Consider the following 16755-nt stretch of genomic DNA (forward strand, 5'->3'; position numbering starts at 1 on the left):
TCCCGCGTGGAGTAGAGGACGGGAGTTAAGGGCTTGTCCTCTCTGCCCCTTTCGCTCCGTACCCGTTCGGGAGATGGCTCTTGAGTGCGTTTTTCAGAAAAAAGTTGAAAAAAGCAAAATGCGCCCGTCCGCAAGACGCGGACGAGCGCAAAGGAAATGTAAGAAGTATTTAGATGTATTGACAGTTCATACTCATAGCCGGAATATCCCGCTTGCGGAGCATAGCTTTTTTTGACCGCAAAGCATTAGGCGGGTTACAGTAAATAAAAATGGACACGGCGATACCTCCCCGATACCGCCGTATCCTTAAAAAAGGGCGACTTTAATACACTACCCGCAATCCATTCTATAATAGGGAACAGCGGCTTTTGCGCAATATTAAATAAAAAAGCCGATAACACATAGGTTTTTTGACCTAATGCGTTATCGGCTCTGCGTCTATGCGTCTGGCACTTTTAATCATTTTTTTTTGAATTTATTATATGTGTTAGCTAACTGTCCACAAGCCGCGTTAATCTCTCTGCCATGAGAAACTCTCATAGTAACTTCAAGTCCTGCTTGCTCTAATTGATGTTTGAATGCAACTATTTCCCGTTTCTGTGGTGCTTTAATTCTTGAATTGCTTGTTGGGTTGTATTGTAACACGTTAATCATAACTTTTTTGCCCCGAAACCATTTTGCAAGTTGTCTTACATCTGAGGGCCGGTCATTTATACCCGGTAAAAGCAAATACGCAAAGACAATTTTGCGATTATGCCTTTCAGAATAGGATAAGGCTTGCTTAACAACATCTTCAATAGCATATATGCGCATGTGAGGAATAATACGATTTCTTGCAGATTGTGTTGCTGCGTGTAAAGATATTGTCAACTGAATTTTAAGATGTTCCTCGCGCAATTTTTTTAATTGATCGACCGGACCAACTGTTGATATGGTAATGCCGTCGGTTGGAAAGTTGAGCCCATATCTATCTCGGAGAATATGGATTGCTTTTATCAAGTTGTCATAATTGAATAAAGGCTCTCCCATACCCATAAAAACGATACGGTTTACTTTTCGACGCAACAATATAATCTGTTGTACGATTTCTGACGATGTTAGATTACGAACAAAGCCATTTCGCCCGGACTCACAAAAAATACAACCAACAGGACAACCGACTTGTGTGCTCACGCAAACAGTTCCACCATCTCGCCGCTTGATAAAAACCGTTTCAATGTATTTGTTGTCTTTCAGTTCGTAAACATACTTTTCAGTATCACTGCTTTTGCAAATATTTTTTACCAACATTGATAGATTTTTTTTGCGTGGTAATTGCTTATATAATTCTTCATATAAGGCTTTTGCTTCATTCTCGCCAATAACTTCCGACATTTCTTTGTAAGTAAATCCGTATGGATCATTCCGTACTTCCGCAGGCGTATATTTAGGTAAACGTTTCATTTTTATATCCTTTCTATTACAATAAATTTGGACAGGAAAGCCGGGCAGCCAGTCCGGCTTTCATCCGTCTCATGCCTAAGCTACAATAAGAGGAGCAACCGGCTGACCTCTCCTTTCTTGGGCTTTCGTGTCCGTTCAGAAGACTGTCAGCCGTCCTCTTATTGTAGCGTTCGATTTAAGCAGGTTGAGCCTACCGCAATGCCGGGGAGTTCGTGTCACCCAATAGATTGAATCGGCAATGAGTAAAAGATGGGTTCCGGTTGCGCGATTTTGTACTGGAGGTAGATACATGAACTCTGTTGGCATTGATGTTTCCAAAGGCAAAAGCATGATCGCCGTCATGCGCCCCTTTGGAGAAGTGGCGGTCTCTCCCTTTGAAGTTCGTCACACGGACAGCGAACTGTGCGAGCTGGCAAAGCTGCTTAGAAGCCTGCCCGGTGAGACCCGTGTCGTTATGGAAGCCACGGGTAATTACCATCTGCCGGTAGCCTGGTTACTAAATGACTCCGGCTTTTACGTTTCAGTAGTCAATGCAATGTTGGTGCATGGCTACGGGAACAACAGTTTGCGGCGAGCCAAGACCGACAAGAAGGATGCCATCAAGTTGGCAAACTACGGTCTCGATCACTGGCTTGCCTTACCGAGGTACGTTCCGGAAGAAGATACCCGATTGATGCTGAAAAACTGCTACAGGCAGTACCAGCAGTATTCCAAGGTACAAACCATGCTGAAGAACAACCTAATTTCTTTGCTGGATACTGCTTTCCCTGACGCAAATCGCCTGTTTTCAAGCCCTCCACGCGCTGACGGCAGCGAGAAGTGGGTGGACTTTGTAGCCACATTCTGGCACTGTGAGTGCGTTTGCGGCAGCTCTGAGAAAGTCTTTGTTGCCAAATATCAGAAGTGGTGTAAGAAACTCGGTTACAATTTCAGCGAGGATAAGGCGCTGGATATCTACGCTTCCGCCTGCGGCCATTTTGGTGTCATGCCAAAGACAGACACCACTAAGCTTTTGGTGGAACAGGCTGTCTCTCTGCTCCGGGTAACCTCAACGGCATTGGCCTCTCTCAAGCAGGAAATGCAGTCACTGGCAGCTTCGCTTCCGGAGTATCCGGTGGTAATGAAGATATTTGGCGTTGGCCCGGCACTCGGTCCACAGCTCATGGCAGAAATCGGAGACGTTCGCCGCTTTCATTCCAAGAAAGCCTTGGTGGCATTTGCGGGTATTGACGCCCCTCCGTACCAGTCTGGGCAGATGGATGTTTACAGCAGAAGCATCTCTAAGCGTGGTTCGTCCTCGCTGCGCAGAACGTTATTTCTCGTAATGGGGATTTACTTGCAGAACGCTCCGCCAGATGAACCCATATACCAATTCATGGACAGAAAGCGTTCCGAAGGAAAGCCTTACAAGGTTTACATGATGGCCTCGGCGAACAAATTCCTCCGCATTTACTACGCAACTGTTAAAGCTTATTTGGACGCCTTAGACGAGGCATAATGCCGTTTCATCATCTACGGACAGCCACCATCTGAAATTTCAGATGCAAAGTGGCTTGTTTGGGTGCGCCATTTTTGTGCTGCTTAAATTTTTGAATTTTTTTCTTGACTTTTGTTAGCAGGTCTTCTAAATAATAAAAGTTTGTTTTTCTGTATTTTTGATTACAATCTCTAATTTTTCTACATCAATGATATGCGTCAATTTGCATTTAGGGCAGAAAAGAGGAAAATCTTTTAATACAGTATTATGAAATACTTGAACTCTCGTCTTTCCGTTACAAATCGGACATTTTATCCAATATTTTTTAAGCATTATATTTCACTCGTCCTTTTTACACAAAAAAATGCAGGTCAATCCTCAACATGAGCATTGACCTGCATTTATAATGCACAGAGCAGTACAACAAAACTAAGGCATAGCTTGCACTATGTCTATACTATATCTATACGTCGTTAGTTTTTTGTATAGCATCCGCAAAATAAGCATGACAAAAAAGCCCATGTTGAAAATGGGAAAATCCTTTTTTTCAATGCTTATCTAATACGCATGCTATGCAACATAAACGCCGCCTCCTTTTACATAAATTTTATTTTATCAGAAAATCAGTCTACTGTCAATACACAACAGGAAGTATTTAACCTAATGATATGAATTGTGTGGACATATCAAAAAGAAAGGTGAACTGTAAAATGTAACAGGGTGAATGAAAATGGCAAAAAGACCCGTACCATTGTACGACTTTAAGGCTTTCGGGGCAGCTATAAAAGCCGCGAGAAATGAATACGGCGAGAGCCGCAAAAAGGTAAGCGACGAGTTATATATTTCCCCGCGCTACCTTGCGAATATCGAGAACAAGGGACAACAGCCGAGTTTACAGGTATTCTATGACCTTGTAACCCGGTATCATATTTCGGTAGATCAATTTTTCTTCCCGAACAGCAATGCGGAGAAATCCACCGGGCGGCGGCAGCTTGACGCGCTGCTGGACGGTATGAGCGATAAAGGCATACGGATTGTAACCGCAACAGCAAGGGAGATAACGGAAGTCGAAAAAGCAGAGGATTAACCTCACAATATGAGAAATCGGGAGATTGCAGCGCATGGCGGCTGCAATCTTTTTTTGCGTCCAAAATCAAAGGAACGCGCAACAAATACCGCCTTTCGGTGGGGGTATGGAGTAGATAGCAAGCACAGCAAACGAGTACCCGTTTGCGGAAAATGCTTGTTGGGATAATCCCAAACCCTTATACCGAAAGGCGGTGCGGAAATGGAAAACCGAAAGAGAAATATACAGATGAAGTTTTACGTTACGGAAGAAGAAAAGCGGCTGATCGACGAGAAGATGAAGCAGCTTCCCATAAAGCAGTATGGGGCATACTTCCGTAAAATGGCGATAGACGGGTATATTCTTGTCGTTGACCGAAGCGACACAAAAGCATATATCCGGGAACTGCAAGCGGTGAGCCGGAACATCAACCAAATTGCAAAACGCGCCAATGCGACGGGGACGGTTTACAGGCAGGATATAGAGGACATTAAAAAGGCGGTGGACGAGATATGGCGGTTACAAAGACGCACCCTATTAAATCAACCTTAAAGGCTGCGATAGACTATATCTTAAATCCCGAAAAGACAGACGGGAAGCTGCTTGCGTCCTCTTTCGGCTGCGGGCTGGAAACCGCCGATATTGAGTTTGCATGGACGCGGGAAGCTGCCGGAGATCGCGGCACACATTTAGGGCGGCACTTGATACAATCCTTTGCGGTGGGAGAAACCACACCGGAAGAAGCGCACAAAATCGGCATGGAACTTGCCGGGGCGGTATTAGGCGGCAAGTATGAGTTTGTTTTGACAACTCACGTCGATAAAGACCATCTGCATAATCACTTGATTTTCAACGCGGTTAGCTTCGTTGACTACAAAAAGTACCATTCCAACAAGCAAAGCTATCACTTTATCCGGCGCACCAGCGACAGGATATGTAAAGAGCATGGGCTATCCGTCGTCGTACCGGGACAGGACAAGGGAAAAAGCTATGCAGAATACACCGCCGAAAAGCAAGGGACAAGCTACAAAGCAAAGCTGAAAACGGCGATAGATACTCTCATTCCCCAAGTGAAAGATTTTGACGAACTGCTGCGCCGCTTGCAGGAAATGGGGTATGAAATCAAACAGGGCAAATACATTTCCTTTCGCGCTGCCGGACAGGAACGGTTTACCCGCACAAAGACGCTCGGCGCGGCCTATACGGAAGAAGCGATAAAGGAGCGTATCAAGGGCGTGTATGTTGCCAAAACAAAAACGCTGCGGGAAGATAAGAAAATCCGGCTTGTCGTCGATCTTGAAAACAGTATCAAAGCCCAACAGTCGGCGGGCTATGAACGGTGGGCAAAAATCCATAATCTGAAACAGGCTGCTAAAAGCATGAACTTCCTAACCGAAAACAAGATTGAGTATTATAGCGAACTTGAAAGCAAGATAGCCGATATTATGACCGCTCATGACGCGGCGGCAAAGGCGGTTAAGGAAGTGGAACAGCGTATGTCTGATTTGTCGCTGCTTATCAAGCACACCACCACATACCGACAGTTAAAACCGATTTACGATGAATACCGAAAATCGCCGGACAAGGAAAAGTATCTGCGGGGGCATGAAAGCGAAATTATCCTGTTTGAAGCTGCGGCAAGGGCATTAAAGGAAATGCAGATAAAGAAGCTGCCCGATCTCGCCGCGCTGCGCAAGGAGTATAGAAGCTTAAACGACAGGAAAACCAAATTGTATGAAGATTATCGGCAAGCCAAGAAGCAAATGCAGGAATACGGCGTTGTCAAAAAGAACGTCGATAGTATTCTTTACCCGTCCCAAAGCAGGGCGCGGGAGCAGGAGCGATAAGGCGCAAAACATGGGGTGGCAAGTGGAATGTTAAGGGCTGAAAACGCCTGTGTTTCTGCGGCTTCCAGCGCATGAAAACGACATAGACGATAAAGTATATTCAAACCCGCAAAAACGGCTTTCTAATTGTCCACGCAAGGACAAAAAAAGAACAGGGGCGCGGTGCCGGAAATCGGCAACCGCGCCCCTGTTCTCTATGGGCTATTCCTCGTCGGTCAAGATAAACTCCCTTTCGGAAAACTCGCTGTCCGTCATGGCTTGCAGCTTGTTCACCGCTGCGGCGGCAAGCTGGCGCATATCCTCGTCCATGTAGGGCATGGCGGCAAGGATATTTTCAAGCGTTGTTTCCCGGCTGTCCTCGGCGTAGATCGCAACAATGTTTTCTTCCTCAATGGTAAAGCGGGTATTCATGCTATCAAACCTCCAAATCCTTTTTATGCTCTTTCTGTTTATCTTTCGGCTGCTGCGCCGCCTGTTTCTTGTATTCGTCCAGCTTCTTCAAAATGGACGGTTTTTTCTGCGGCTGTTCCCGTTTCTCGGCTTTTACCGCTTTTGCAAGGTCGGTAACGGAAATCGCTTCCCCCGCCTTTGCCCGCTGCTCAAAATCTGCAACGGTGGGCGTTTGCGGCGTATTGTTGATAAGCCCGTCAAAATTGTTGTCGTTCTGCTCTATGGTGTCCTCGACGTGCTTTAAGGGATTATCCCGCTGCGGCTGCTCGGCGGCTATGGCATAAGCCTGTGTGCCATTCCCCATAATGAGATACTTCCCGTCCTCCGACGCATGGTGAAAACCAAATCCCGCCGCTTCGATCTGTTCACGGCTCATATCGGTAATATGAAAATTGCCCCTCGGCGTTCTAACGGTTTCACCCGTCAAAAGGCTGTCGGGGGTCGCTTCCGGCTGCTGCTTTTCAAGCTGCCCGTCCTTGTAGGAATATCCTTGCGCCGCGATTGCTTCAAGGGTCTTGCCCGTAACGTCGCCATAAATCCGCTTGTCTGCGTCAACCAGCATTTGCAAAGTGTCTTGTACGGTGTCGGACAAGGCTTGCTGCTGTTCGGGCGGCAGCTTGTCAAATACGGGGGTCTGCTGCTCCTGCAAAAACTCCGGCACTTGCTGAAAACCGATACTGTCTACATAGTGGGCGGTGTCCTCGTCGTTCTGATGAAGCACAACAATGTCGGAAACGGAAAGGCTATGCCCCTTAAAGTCGGCGGGGTGGTCGATATTAAACCTTTCCCAAATGTCGCCCAGCGTCATATCCTTTGTAAGCGGTGCAGTATAGACGAGTTCATAATTTACCCGGTCAATGGTAAGTCCAGCCGCTTGCAGACGGTCATAAGGCTCAAAGCGCAAGTCCCTTGTTTCGTCCCCGCGCTTTAACTGATAAATGGAAAAGGTATCGCCCTGCTCCTGCTCGGCTTGCCGCTGCTGCTGCAACTCGGTAAAATGCCCCTCAATCTCGGTAATGAGTTCCTTTGCGGTGGTCTGTATTGTTTCAAGGGACGCTTTTAACTCGGTCATTTCCTTGCCGCTGCTCCAACCAGCCACATAGCCGAAAGAGTAATCGGAAGTATCAAGGCCGAAATGCTGGCAAACCGTATAAGCGACGCTTTCCGCTTCTACCTCGCAGGTATGGCGGTCAACGCGGTTTTGCTGCTCCGGCGGGGCGTTTAAGTCTACGTCGTGCAGCTTCGCATGGGCGATTTCGTGAATGGCGGTCTTTACCGCCTGTAATTCACTCACGCCCTCTTTGATTGCAATACGCTTGTCGGTCAAACTGAAATACCCATTTGCGCCGTTTGTGATCTGCTCAAATGCAATCGGGACGGGGGACGCTTTTTCAAGGGCGGCGAAAAAATCCTCGTACTGCTCCACATCGGCAAGCAGGGCTTTCGTGACACGAAAGCGATTTTCTGCTTGTTGGGGAAACTCCCCAATCCCCATAGAACGCTGCCTGCGGCATCGAGCTGCGCATCCGTTCCGGATGCTTTAACGGCAGTTCCTGCCAAAGAAAAAAAGCCCGGTGCAGCATGAGCATTACGCCCACACTGCACCGGACATTCCATCATCTACTATTCTCCTTATTTTCTTCTTCCTGCCGCACTTCCTGCTCATGCAGTTGCTCTTTTTTCTGTTCGTCCTCTTTCAGGATTTCCTGCACAATCTTCTGTGCCACAAGCCAATCCTGCATTTCCGATTTGGTCTTGCGATACTCTGCATAGGAGCTTTTCTTTCGTTCCAGAAGCATCGCATACTCTGCGTTCAGCTCGCTGATGCGCGGGAGCTTTTTGTCAGAGCCATTCTCTTTCTTATAACCATCAAACGCCTTTTTCGCTGCGCTGCGTAAGGCCAGCGTATCCCGATGGGCTTCATAGAACTCCCGATTGTAGCCGGATGCTTTATATGCGGCAAAAACATCTTTTGTCTTGGCATAATTGATTAGATGCTTCCGCAGCACTGACACTTCCGACATCCGTGCCTCATCTGCCTTTACAGATTCCAGCAACGCATCGCATTCTTCAGAAATCCCATCTGCTTTTTCTTTCAGCTCTGCATAGCTCTTGATTCCATGCTCTTCCATGAACATCATAGCTTTCGCCATCTGCTTCAGATTAAAGACTTTTGCCCAGCGTGCATATCCCGCGCCTTTGCCTGCCTGCATTTTGGCACGGACATCTATAAGGAACGACAGCTCCGCCTTCTGATGCACCTGCGCCGACCGTGCGCTTGTGCGAGTTTTCTCTACAAATTTGCTTTTATGAACCGCATTTCCAGCAATCACTTCGCATAGTTCTTCAACCGAATATCCTTTACCAAGAGAGCGGAAACGAGCAAATCTGGCGTGGCCTTTTCCCCGCAGTGCAGGCTGTTTTCCATCTTTATACTCGTACCCTACTTCCTGCAAAATACCAATCAGTTCCCGGAAGTCTTTTGGTTTTCTTTCCAATACCGTATCAATGGCCTCGCAGATTTCATCACGCTGCGATTTTCTCTCCGGGTATTCCGTTCTCTTCTGCCGCTCCCCATAGGGCTTCCGGATAATGACCGACAGCCGATGTTCCAGGCAGACGATATCACTGAGCCTTGCCAGTGCAAGTCCTGACAAGCGAAAATCTCGGAATTTTCTGGTGCAGTCTAATGTAGTCGAATTAAAAATAATGTGGTTATGAATGTGCGCACGATCAACATGGGTAGCCACGATAAATGCGTGTTTTCCCTTGGTGAATCGCATGGCTGTCTCATACCCAACCTTGTTCGCCTCCTCCGGCGTGATTTCTCCGGGCTTAAAGGATTGCCGAATCTGATATGCAATCACATCATGCGCCTGGGTTCTACCGGTGATATGCTCATACTGCCGTTTAGAAAGCAGAAATTCTTCATCACAGGTCTTTGCGTCACAGGCATACGCGCTGATATATTTTCCATCTTCCGTCTTTGCTGCATTCTCAGAATAATCAGTACGGTCAGCCAGACACTGCGCTACCGTCTTTCCTTTATTGATATGCAGCGCAATTAGTCTTGTAGCCGCCATTTTTCATATTCCTCCATCTAAAAAGAGCTACCCGAAGGCAGCTCTTACCAATTCACTATTCTCATTTTAACATCCGTTCCCGATCATAAGCTCCCTGCAAATAAACGGCCTGCTTGATGATCTCTTCCATATCGAAATAGACGCACATAATGCTTTCGTACAGCTTCCACACATTAGATTCGCTGCCGCCCACCATTTCCATCAGCTGGTCTTCCATCTTCGATTGCTCAGACTGTTTTTCCTGATAAGCAGTCTCATTCACAAAATGATTCTCTCCATCTGTTTCCTCGTATCGTAAATCATAATAATCTTTCATAAACTGAATATCCATCAAATCCCTCCTGAACTCAAATTGTCAAAACATCCTCTACACGCTCACATAGCCGCTCCATCAGTTCCATGATGCCGCCCGCACCAACCGCAGCTGCGAACAGTCCCATCTCAATCAGGGTCAGCAGGAACACATCCGTCCAGCTCGCCCGAACCACCGAATAGATGCCGCAGCCAAGAACGAACAGCATAACCGGTGAAAGCACCCACAGGGATAGCTGCATCAGCAGATTCCAGATAAAGCATAGAAATCGCAGCAGAAACGCAACCGGCAGCAACAGGATTTTCAGCACCAGCTTCAACAAAAAACATACGATCTTCATGGATTTCACCCCTTCGTTTTTCTTTTCATCTTCATTTTATCGTACCTGCTTGCCAAACACCACGATGTCAACAGGTAGACCAAGAAATATGTAACGGCACAGACAGTTTCATCTGTGCCATGTGCTGTAGAAATCCCGCACATTTGCGCCGTCAGCGAATACCAGAAAGCCTCTTCAGGATCAGCTTCTGCATCTCCCAGAGTTCATCCAGCCGTCTCTGCAAATCCCGGATATCCTCCGCATAGATGCTTCCAGATTCATTGGCGCGTTTTGCGTACTGATTCAGGTTGTTGCTGCATCGGCGAAGAAGGATGGATACCTGCGCCACATCCGACAAATCAAGATTTACGCAGTACCCGTCCATCGCCATCTTTCTCATATAGGCACCGGTATTCCGAATACCCAATTCCTTCTGCTTTTCACGAATCCTCGCCAGCTCTTCCGGGTTCACCCGGACATTGATCCAGTGTTCCCGAACACTCATAGTGCCACCTCCTCATCCCGATGTGTCATCGGCGGAATGCGACCAGCACGATCACGCAGCTCTGCCAGGACAGACGGCTTTTCTGTTGTATTCTCACGGTCAGGATCATCATTTCCACGGTCATCCATATTCAGCAGTGCGTCCAATTCTGCCAGTCTTGCACTCTTCTCTGCCAGTTCTGCCTCCTGGGGAAACGGTTTTCCAAGCTCGGCCTGCGCAGCTTCCTGCTGGCTCCTAAGACTGTCCAACTGCTGTTCTGCCTTTTCCAATCTTGCAGGAATCCCAGCAAGAGCATTGTCCAGACGCTGGATATTACCCGCAGCACTGGTTCCGATGGGTACCCGGTGGGTCATCTCGCCTTTCAGCAGTACCTGATACTCTTTCTGGAAGCTGTCAAATGCCAGTTCCATCTTGAAACCTCGATAACTGCCAAGCGGTACCGGCTCCAGACTCTGATTGGCTTTACAGACCGCAAGGATTGCTTCACCGGCCTCGGCTTTTTCAATAAAGCGTGTGCTCTTCACCTCCATGCCGCAGAAACCCTCTTCCGGCAGCGGATGTGCCGCCACCGTCCGGATATCCGACTGAAAGCCCTTGATGAACCCCTGTGTTTTCTCAATCTCCGCAGGGAAATATTTCATCAGCTTATCCTCCAATCGGTACTGCTGGCTCTGATGATCTGCTTTCAGCACCTTCAGTCTTGCAACATCTACATCCAAGTCCATTTTTTCCTTGATTTGCGGGTCTCCTGCACAAAGTGCCTTGATCTCCGCATAGGAAAGTGCCTGCTCATCCACATCATCACAGGAACGAACCGGAGATTTGCTGGTCATGATCTGGCTGATAAACTTCTGCTTATTCTCCAGTGTCTGATAGAGGTAGGCATCAAAGGTTCCTTCCGTCACATACTGATAAACCTGCACTTCTTTGTTGCGGTTGCCCTGACGGATGATACGACCATTTCGCTGGGTCATGTCCGCAGGCCGCCAACCCACATCCAAATGATGCACGGCCACCAGTCTGTCCTGCACGTTCGTGCCTGCGCCCATCTTCTGTGTCGAACCTAACAACACCCGCACCTGTCCGGTACGGACTTTGGCAAACAAATCTTTCTTTTTTGCCTCGGTATCCGCATCATGGATAAATGCGATTTCTTCCTCCGGTACGCCGGACTGGATGAGTTTGGCGCGGATATCCTCATAGACATTGAAGGTTCCATCGTTCTTCGGCGTGCTGAGGTCGCAGAACAGTAACTGGGTCAGCTTATCCGACTGTCCTTCCTCATAAATCCGAAGCACATTCCGCACACAGGCGTTGAGCTTGCTGTTGGGGTCATCCGGAAGAAGCGGATTCATCAGCCGCTGATCCAGCCCCAGCTTTCTGCCATCCGATGTGACTTTCAGCATATTATCGACCGATGGGTCTACCACACCGGAATGCACAGCCGCCGCCCGTTCCGAAAGCTCCGCCACCATCGCCTGCTGATGCTCCGAGGGCTGCACTACCACGGTTTCAAACTTTGCCTCCGGCACCGGCAGATGCAGCTGATCGGAAGTCTTGATATCTGCCACTTCCTTGAACATATTCATCAGCTCCGGCAGGTTGAAGAACTTTGCAAATCTTGTTCTTGCCCGGTATCCGGTTCCTTCCGGTGCCAGCTCAATGGCCGTGGTGGTCTCACCAAAGGTAGAAGCCCAGCTGTCGAAATGGGTCAGCCCTTTTTGCTGTAACGTGCCATACTGGAGATACCGCATCATGGTATAAAGCTCCGTCATGCTGTTGCTGACCGGGGTTCCGGTCGCAAAGATGATGCCGCGCCCACCTGTCAGCTCGTCCATATACTGGCACTTCATAAACATATCCGAAGATTTCTGCGCTTCCGAAGTGGACAAGCCTGCGACATTGCGCATTTTTGTGTAGAGAAACAGGTTCTTAAACGCGTGTGCCTCGTCTACAAACAACCGGTCTACGCCCAGCTGCTCAAAGGTAATCACATCGTCCTTTCGGTCGGTTGCCCGGAGTTTCTCCAATCTCGCCTCCAATCCTTTCCGGGTTTTTTCCATCTGTTTGATGGAGAAACGTTCGCCATTCTGGGATTTCATCTCAGCAATGGCATTTTCGATTTCATCAATCTGGGCAGTCAAAATCCGCTCCTGCCGTTCTGCGGACACCGGGATTTTCTCAAACTGAGAATGCCCGATGATGACCGCATCATAATCGCCAGTGGCAATTCGTGCGCAGAACTTTTTTCTTCGGGCAGTCTCAAAGTCCTTTTTGCTTGCCACCAGCAATTTTGCACTCGGATACAGGCGCAGGAACTCGTTTGCCCACTGAAGGGTCAAATGATTCGGAACAACGAACATGGATTTCTGGCACAGTCCCAACCTCTTTGCCTCCATAGCAGAAGCGGCCATCTCAAAGGTCTTACCGGCACCTACCTCGTGAGCCAGCAGCGTATTGCCGCCGTACAGCACATGAGCAATGGCATTCTGCTGGTGTTCCCGCAGCCGGATTTCCGGATTCATGCCGCCAAAGCGGATATGAGAACCATCGTATTCACGGGGACGGGTACTGTTGAACAGCTCGTTATACTTTTCCACCAGTTCCGCACGGCGATAAGGGTCTTTCCACACCCAGTTCTGGAACGCATCCTTAATGGCCTGCTGTTTCTGCTGGGCGAGGGTGGTCTCCTTTTTATTCAGAACGCGCTTCTGCTTGCCGTCTGCATCCTCCACGGTATCGTAGATACGGATATCCCGCAGATTCAGCGTATCCTCCAGAATCCGGTAGGCATTGGCACGGCTGGTGCCGTAGGTCATATAGGCATGAACATCATTCCGGCTCGGTGTACTCTTGCCAGTGATCTGCCATTCTGCCGTCATGGGAGAGAATTTCACTTCAATGTTTCGGCGCAGGTAAAACGGCGGTTCAAAGGTTTCTTCCATAAACTGCTGGATATAATCCCGATTGACCCATGTGGCACCAAGGCGCACATCAATCTCCGACGCATCCAGGTCTTTCGGCTGCGCCTTTCTCAAATATTCCGTGTTCACTGCAAAGGCAGAGTCCGAAGCCGCAGCCAGTTCTGCCACACGGAGCTTTTCACGGACATTGCCGGACAGATATTCATCAGCCGTCACCCATCCGTTTTCCTCGCCGCCCTGCGTCATCGGGTCTTTGAAAATGACACCATGCAGTTCCTGCCGGATTTTTTCATATTCTCCCGGTGTACCTAAAAGCTCCGACATATAGGGCAAATCCACTTTGCCGCGCTCTCCGATGGAGATTGCCAGAGCCTCTGCCGGAGTATCTACGCTGGTAACAGCCCGTTCCGGTCGAATCGTCCGTTTGGTGAACATATCCGCCTTGGATTCCAGCCTGCCGTTTTCATCTACATTTTCCAGAGAGCAGAGCAGATAATAAGACGAATCTTCTGAAAAAGCCTGCGCATTTGCACGGGAGTTGATAAGCCCATACTGATCGGCGAATCGGTCATAGGCTACATTCAGTTCCCGCTGTTTCTGGGCAATCGCGTCCTCCGGATAATCGTTCAGCTGATAGTCGATCAGTTCCTGCACAATGGTACGAAGCTCCACCATGCCCTTGATCCTGCCGGTGGCTGTCGCAGAAAGGTCAGCCTTTCGCATGATGCTGTTCTCACGGAAGTAGACATCCCCATCCACCACCGCATAGGAGAAGTTCTTTACATTGGGGTCTGCCGGAATGGTTTCGCCCTGCAAGGACAGTTCTTCCTCCGGTGCCAGCTCCTGCGCTTCATAGTGACCGCCGATATGCTGCACAGCCTCATGCAGCTGGTCTCCCAGATCCTCATCCGGAATCGGAATGACCGTACATTCTTCCTTGCCGTACTGGGTACTTTCCGTTGTAATCTCACCCAGCACCATTTCCGGGTGGTCAACAAAATAGCTGTTGAGGGTAATACCCTCCGATGTCAGCCCCAGATGCACCCAATCCGGTTCGATATCAATAGGATGGTCTCTCTTTTGCAGAAAAATGATATCCGACACTACATCTGTACCGGCATTGGCACGGAATGCGTTGTTAGGAAGTCGAATAGCCCCCAGCAGTTCTGCCCGTTGCGCCAGATACTTTCGCGCGTCCGGATTCTTGGAATCCATCGTGTAGCGGCTGGTAACAAAGGCCACGATGCCACCGGGACGAACCTGATCCAATGCCTTGGCAAAGAAATAGTTGTGGATAGAAAATCCGAGTTTATCATAGGGCTTATCGCTGACACGGTAGTTGCCAAAGGGCACATTGCCCACGGCCAGATCATAGAAGTCGCGCCGGTCGGTGGTTTCAAAGCCTGCCACCTTGATTTCTGCCTGCGGATACAATTTCTGCGCAATGCGCCCGGTGATGGAATCCAGTTCCACACCATACAGTCTGCTTCCCAGCATGGAATCCGGCAGCATACCGAAGAAGTTGCCGACACCCATCGAAGGTTCCAGAATATTGCCTTTCTCAAATCCCATACCGTCCAATGCCTCATAGATTGCACGGATCACGGTAGGGCTGGTGTAATGCGCATTCAGAGTCGAAGCCCTGGCTGCGGCATATTCTTCTTCCGTAAGAGCTGCTTTCAGCTCCTTATATTCGCCTGTCCAGGCAGTTTTCTCTGCGTCAAAGGCATCTGCCAGCCCACCCCAGCCGACATAATTGGCCAGCGTTTCCTGTTCCTCCGGTGTCGCATCCCTATGCTGATTTTCTAAGGCTTTCAGCGTGTAGATGGCATCCATGTTGGCACGGAATTTCTGCTTTGGGCTGCCTTCACCGAGATGAAAGCTGTTGATGCGGTAGTTTTCTGCATGAGTGCTCTCCGGTTCTGTCTCCTGGATAGTCAAGTGCTGTTCTTCACTTTGCTTTTCTCTGCCAGGATTCAGATCAACCACCAGATTGTGCAGGTGAACATTTTCCTCATGCCCCAAAAGTCTTGCCAGATTCTCCTTGCTTTCCGAGCGGAAGATCGGATACACGGAATCCGGGTCCCGAAGCTCCACGTCGAAAAGCCCGACTTTTTCAATCGTAAATGCCTTTCCGTCCAGATACAGCGTATCACCGACACGATAATCCGGCTGCACCGGAGCTGCCGGTTCTGGCTGCACAGTCGCAGGCTCTTTTTCAGCCTCCATATTCCTGCCGCGAATCTCCTGCAACGCCTCTGACGCACTCACATAATCGGCAAATGTCTGCACTTTTCCGTCCGAATATCCGTAATACTCTTCTTTAACATAATCCCAGATGGCAAACGCATCCTTAGAATCCGGGAAATTCTCGCCGGTCATCGTGACCACAAATCGTTCATTCGGTGCATAGCCTGACTCTCTGGCAAGTTCTCTGGCGTGTTCCTGCATTTCCAGCACCAGAGGATCTGCCTCTGCGTGAACCGCTTCCGGTGCTTCTTCGGATTCCACATCCGGGAATGGAATGTCCTGCTGCAAATTCTGTTTACTCTGCTCAACATAGAGCCAGTCTTTGGCCTCCCGTTCCTGGACTTTTTTAATCAGTTGCTGACGGTAGGTCTCTGCCTCCCATTCGCTGGTAAACTCCTCGCTGACACCATCCGGCTCTACATGAATGCCGTCCTGAATATCATCCCAGACCGCATAGCCATCGTCTGTCTCCATCACGGTAAAACGCTGGGGTGCCGCCAGTTCACTCCGGGCATAGACATCCGCAGCCGTATTCAGCATGTTGTCCACATGCTCATTTCCAGTATCGTAGTGTTCCGGTGGCGTTGGAGGAAAGACATGGGCAGCAGTCGGCATAGGAAGCGGCGCGCCGTATTCCTGCTCCAGCTTTCGATACTCTTCCATTTCCAGAGCAGTCAGGTACTGACCATTTTCCACAAGCCGGTCTAACCGCTTATCCACCGCCGACCATGTGAGGCGTACTTCCCGGTCATGACCATAATTGCGAAGCAGAATGCCTTTCCCGTCATAATCCGCAAAACCGCGACTGCCATCCATAAAGGTATAGCTGTGACCACCGATACCATATTCCGCTTTCAGAAATGCAGCTCGTTCTTTTGCGTCCCCTTGCTGCTGATACAGCGCATAAATACGGATTTTTCCGCCCTCAAAATTGGAGCCTGTCCGCAGCATCCGGTCGATTTCATCCTCAGAAATGACAAAAGCGGAGGGCTTTTCGCTCTCCGCTTCTCTGGCTGCATTTTCTGCCGCCGCATCAATTTTCTGAATCTGCTCTGCTTCGGACTGAAACAGGCTCATA

General features: G+C 49.0%; 12 protein-coding genes and 1 pseudogene. 4 read left to right on the forward strand and 9 right to left on the reverse strand.

Annotated features, from left to right (window positions below):
- Positions 1–459: 459 nt before the first annotated feature.
- Complete coding sequence (gene rlmN, locus DW251_RS08910) at positions 460–1443, reverse strand: 23S rRNA (adenine(2503)-C(2))-methyltransferase RlmN (RefSeq protein ID WP_002584956.1); 984 nt, start codon at positions 1441–1443, stop codon at positions 460–462.
- 289 nt (positions 1444–1732) lie between these two features.
- On the opposite strand from rlmN, the gene DW251_RS08915 reads away from it, so the two are divergent.
- Complete coding sequence (locus DW251_RS08915) at positions 1733–2941, forward strand: IS110 family transposase (RefSeq protein ID WP_117964060.1); 1209 nt, start codon at positions 1733–1735, stop codon at positions 2939–2941.
- Positions 2942–3067: 126 nt separating this feature from the next.
- Here the strand turns inward: DW251_RS08915 and DW251_RS08920 are convergent, their stop codons facing one another.
- Complete coding sequence (locus DW251_RS08920; RefSeq protein WP_003431289.1) at positions 3068–3253, reverse strand: cysteine-rich KTR domain-containing protein; 186 nt, start codon at positions 3251–3253, stop codon at positions 3068–3070.
- A 397-nt stretch (positions 3254–3650) separates the two neighbouring features.
- On the opposite strand from DW251_RS08920, the gene DW251_RS08925 reads away from it, so the two are divergent.
- The 3 genes from DW251_RS08925 to DW251_RS08935 all read left to right on the forward strand — a co-directional run bounded on the left by DW251_RS08925 (position 3651) and on the right by DW251_RS08935 (position 5833).
- Positions 3651–4007 carry a helix-turn-helix transcriptional regulator gene (locus tag DW251_RS08925; protein WP_002584957.1) on the forward strand — a complete coding sequence of 119 codons (357 nt, stop codon included), beginning with the start codon at positions 3651–3653 and terminating at the stop codon, positions 4005–4007.
- Positions 4008–4208: 201 nt separating this feature from the next.
- On the forward strand, positions 4209–4538 hold the full coding sequence (mobC, locus tag DW251_RS08930) for a plasmid mobilization relaxosome protein MobC (RefSeq protein ID WP_002584958.1): 330 nt from the start codon (positions 4209–4211) through the stop codon (positions 4536–4538).
- A complete protein-coding gene (locus DW251_RS08935) occupies positions 4499–5833 on the forward strand; it encodes a relaxase/mobilization nuclease domain-containing protein (RefSeq protein WP_002584959.1) in 1335 nt (444 codons plus the stop codon). Before mobC (DW251_RS08930) ends, DW251_RS08935 begins: the two co-directional genes overlap by 40 nt.
- Before the next feature lie 201 nt (positions 5834–6034).
- On the opposite strand, the gene DW251_RS08940 is transcribed toward DW251_RS08935, so the two are convergent.
- From DW251_RS08940 to DW251_RS08975, 7 genes and pseudogenes are all read right to left on the reverse strand, one after another.
- Positions 6035–6244: a transposon-transfer assisting family protein gene (locus tag DW251_RS08940; protein ID WP_002584960.1), complete on the reverse strand. Its 210-nt coding sequence runs from the start codon at positions 6242–6244 to the stop codon at positions 6035–6037.
- A 4-nt stretch (positions 6245–6248) separates the two neighbouring features.
- Positions 6249–7721, reverse strand: a pseudogene (locus DW251_RS08945) (YodL domain-containing protein); the annotation flags it as partial.
- Positions 7722–7899: 178 nt separating this feature from the next.
- Positions 7900–9366 (reverse strand): relaxase/mobilization nuclease domain-containing protein, encoded by a 1467-nt coding sequence (locus tag DW251_RS08955; protein ID WP_117963946.1) that lies wholly within the window; start codon positions 9364–9366, stop codon positions 7900–7902.
- 61 nt (positions 9367–9427) lie between these two features.
- Positions 9428–9697, reverse strand: coding sequence for a protein BART-1 (locus tag DW251_RS08960; protein ID WP_117963947.1), 270 nt, complete (start codon positions 9695–9697; stop codon positions 9428–9430).
- Between the two features lie 16 nt (positions 9698–9713).
- A complete protein-coding gene (locus tag DW251_RS08965) occupies positions 9714–10019 on the reverse strand; it encodes a hypothetical protein (protein ID WP_117963948.1) in 306 nt (101 codons plus the stop codon).
- Between the two features lie 151 nt (positions 10020–10170).
- Entirely contained in the window at positions 10171–10503 is a 333-nt protein-coding gene (gene mobC / locus DW251_RS08970) for a plasmid mobilization relaxosome protein MobC (protein ID WP_117963949.1), read from the reverse strand.
- Positions 10500–16754, reverse strand: a complete 6255-nt coding sequence (locus DW251_RS08975; protein ID WP_242995341.1) for an SNF2-related protein — start codon at positions 16752–16754, stop codon at positions 10500–10502. Before DW251_RS08975 ends, mobC (DW251_RS08970) begins: the two co-directional genes overlap by 4 nt.
- Position 16755: the final 1 nt, after the last annotated feature.

This window comes from Clostridium sp. AM22-11AC (assembly GCF_003473545.1).
GTDB lineage: Bacteria > Bacillota > Clostridia > Lachnospirales > Lachnospiraceae > Enterocloster.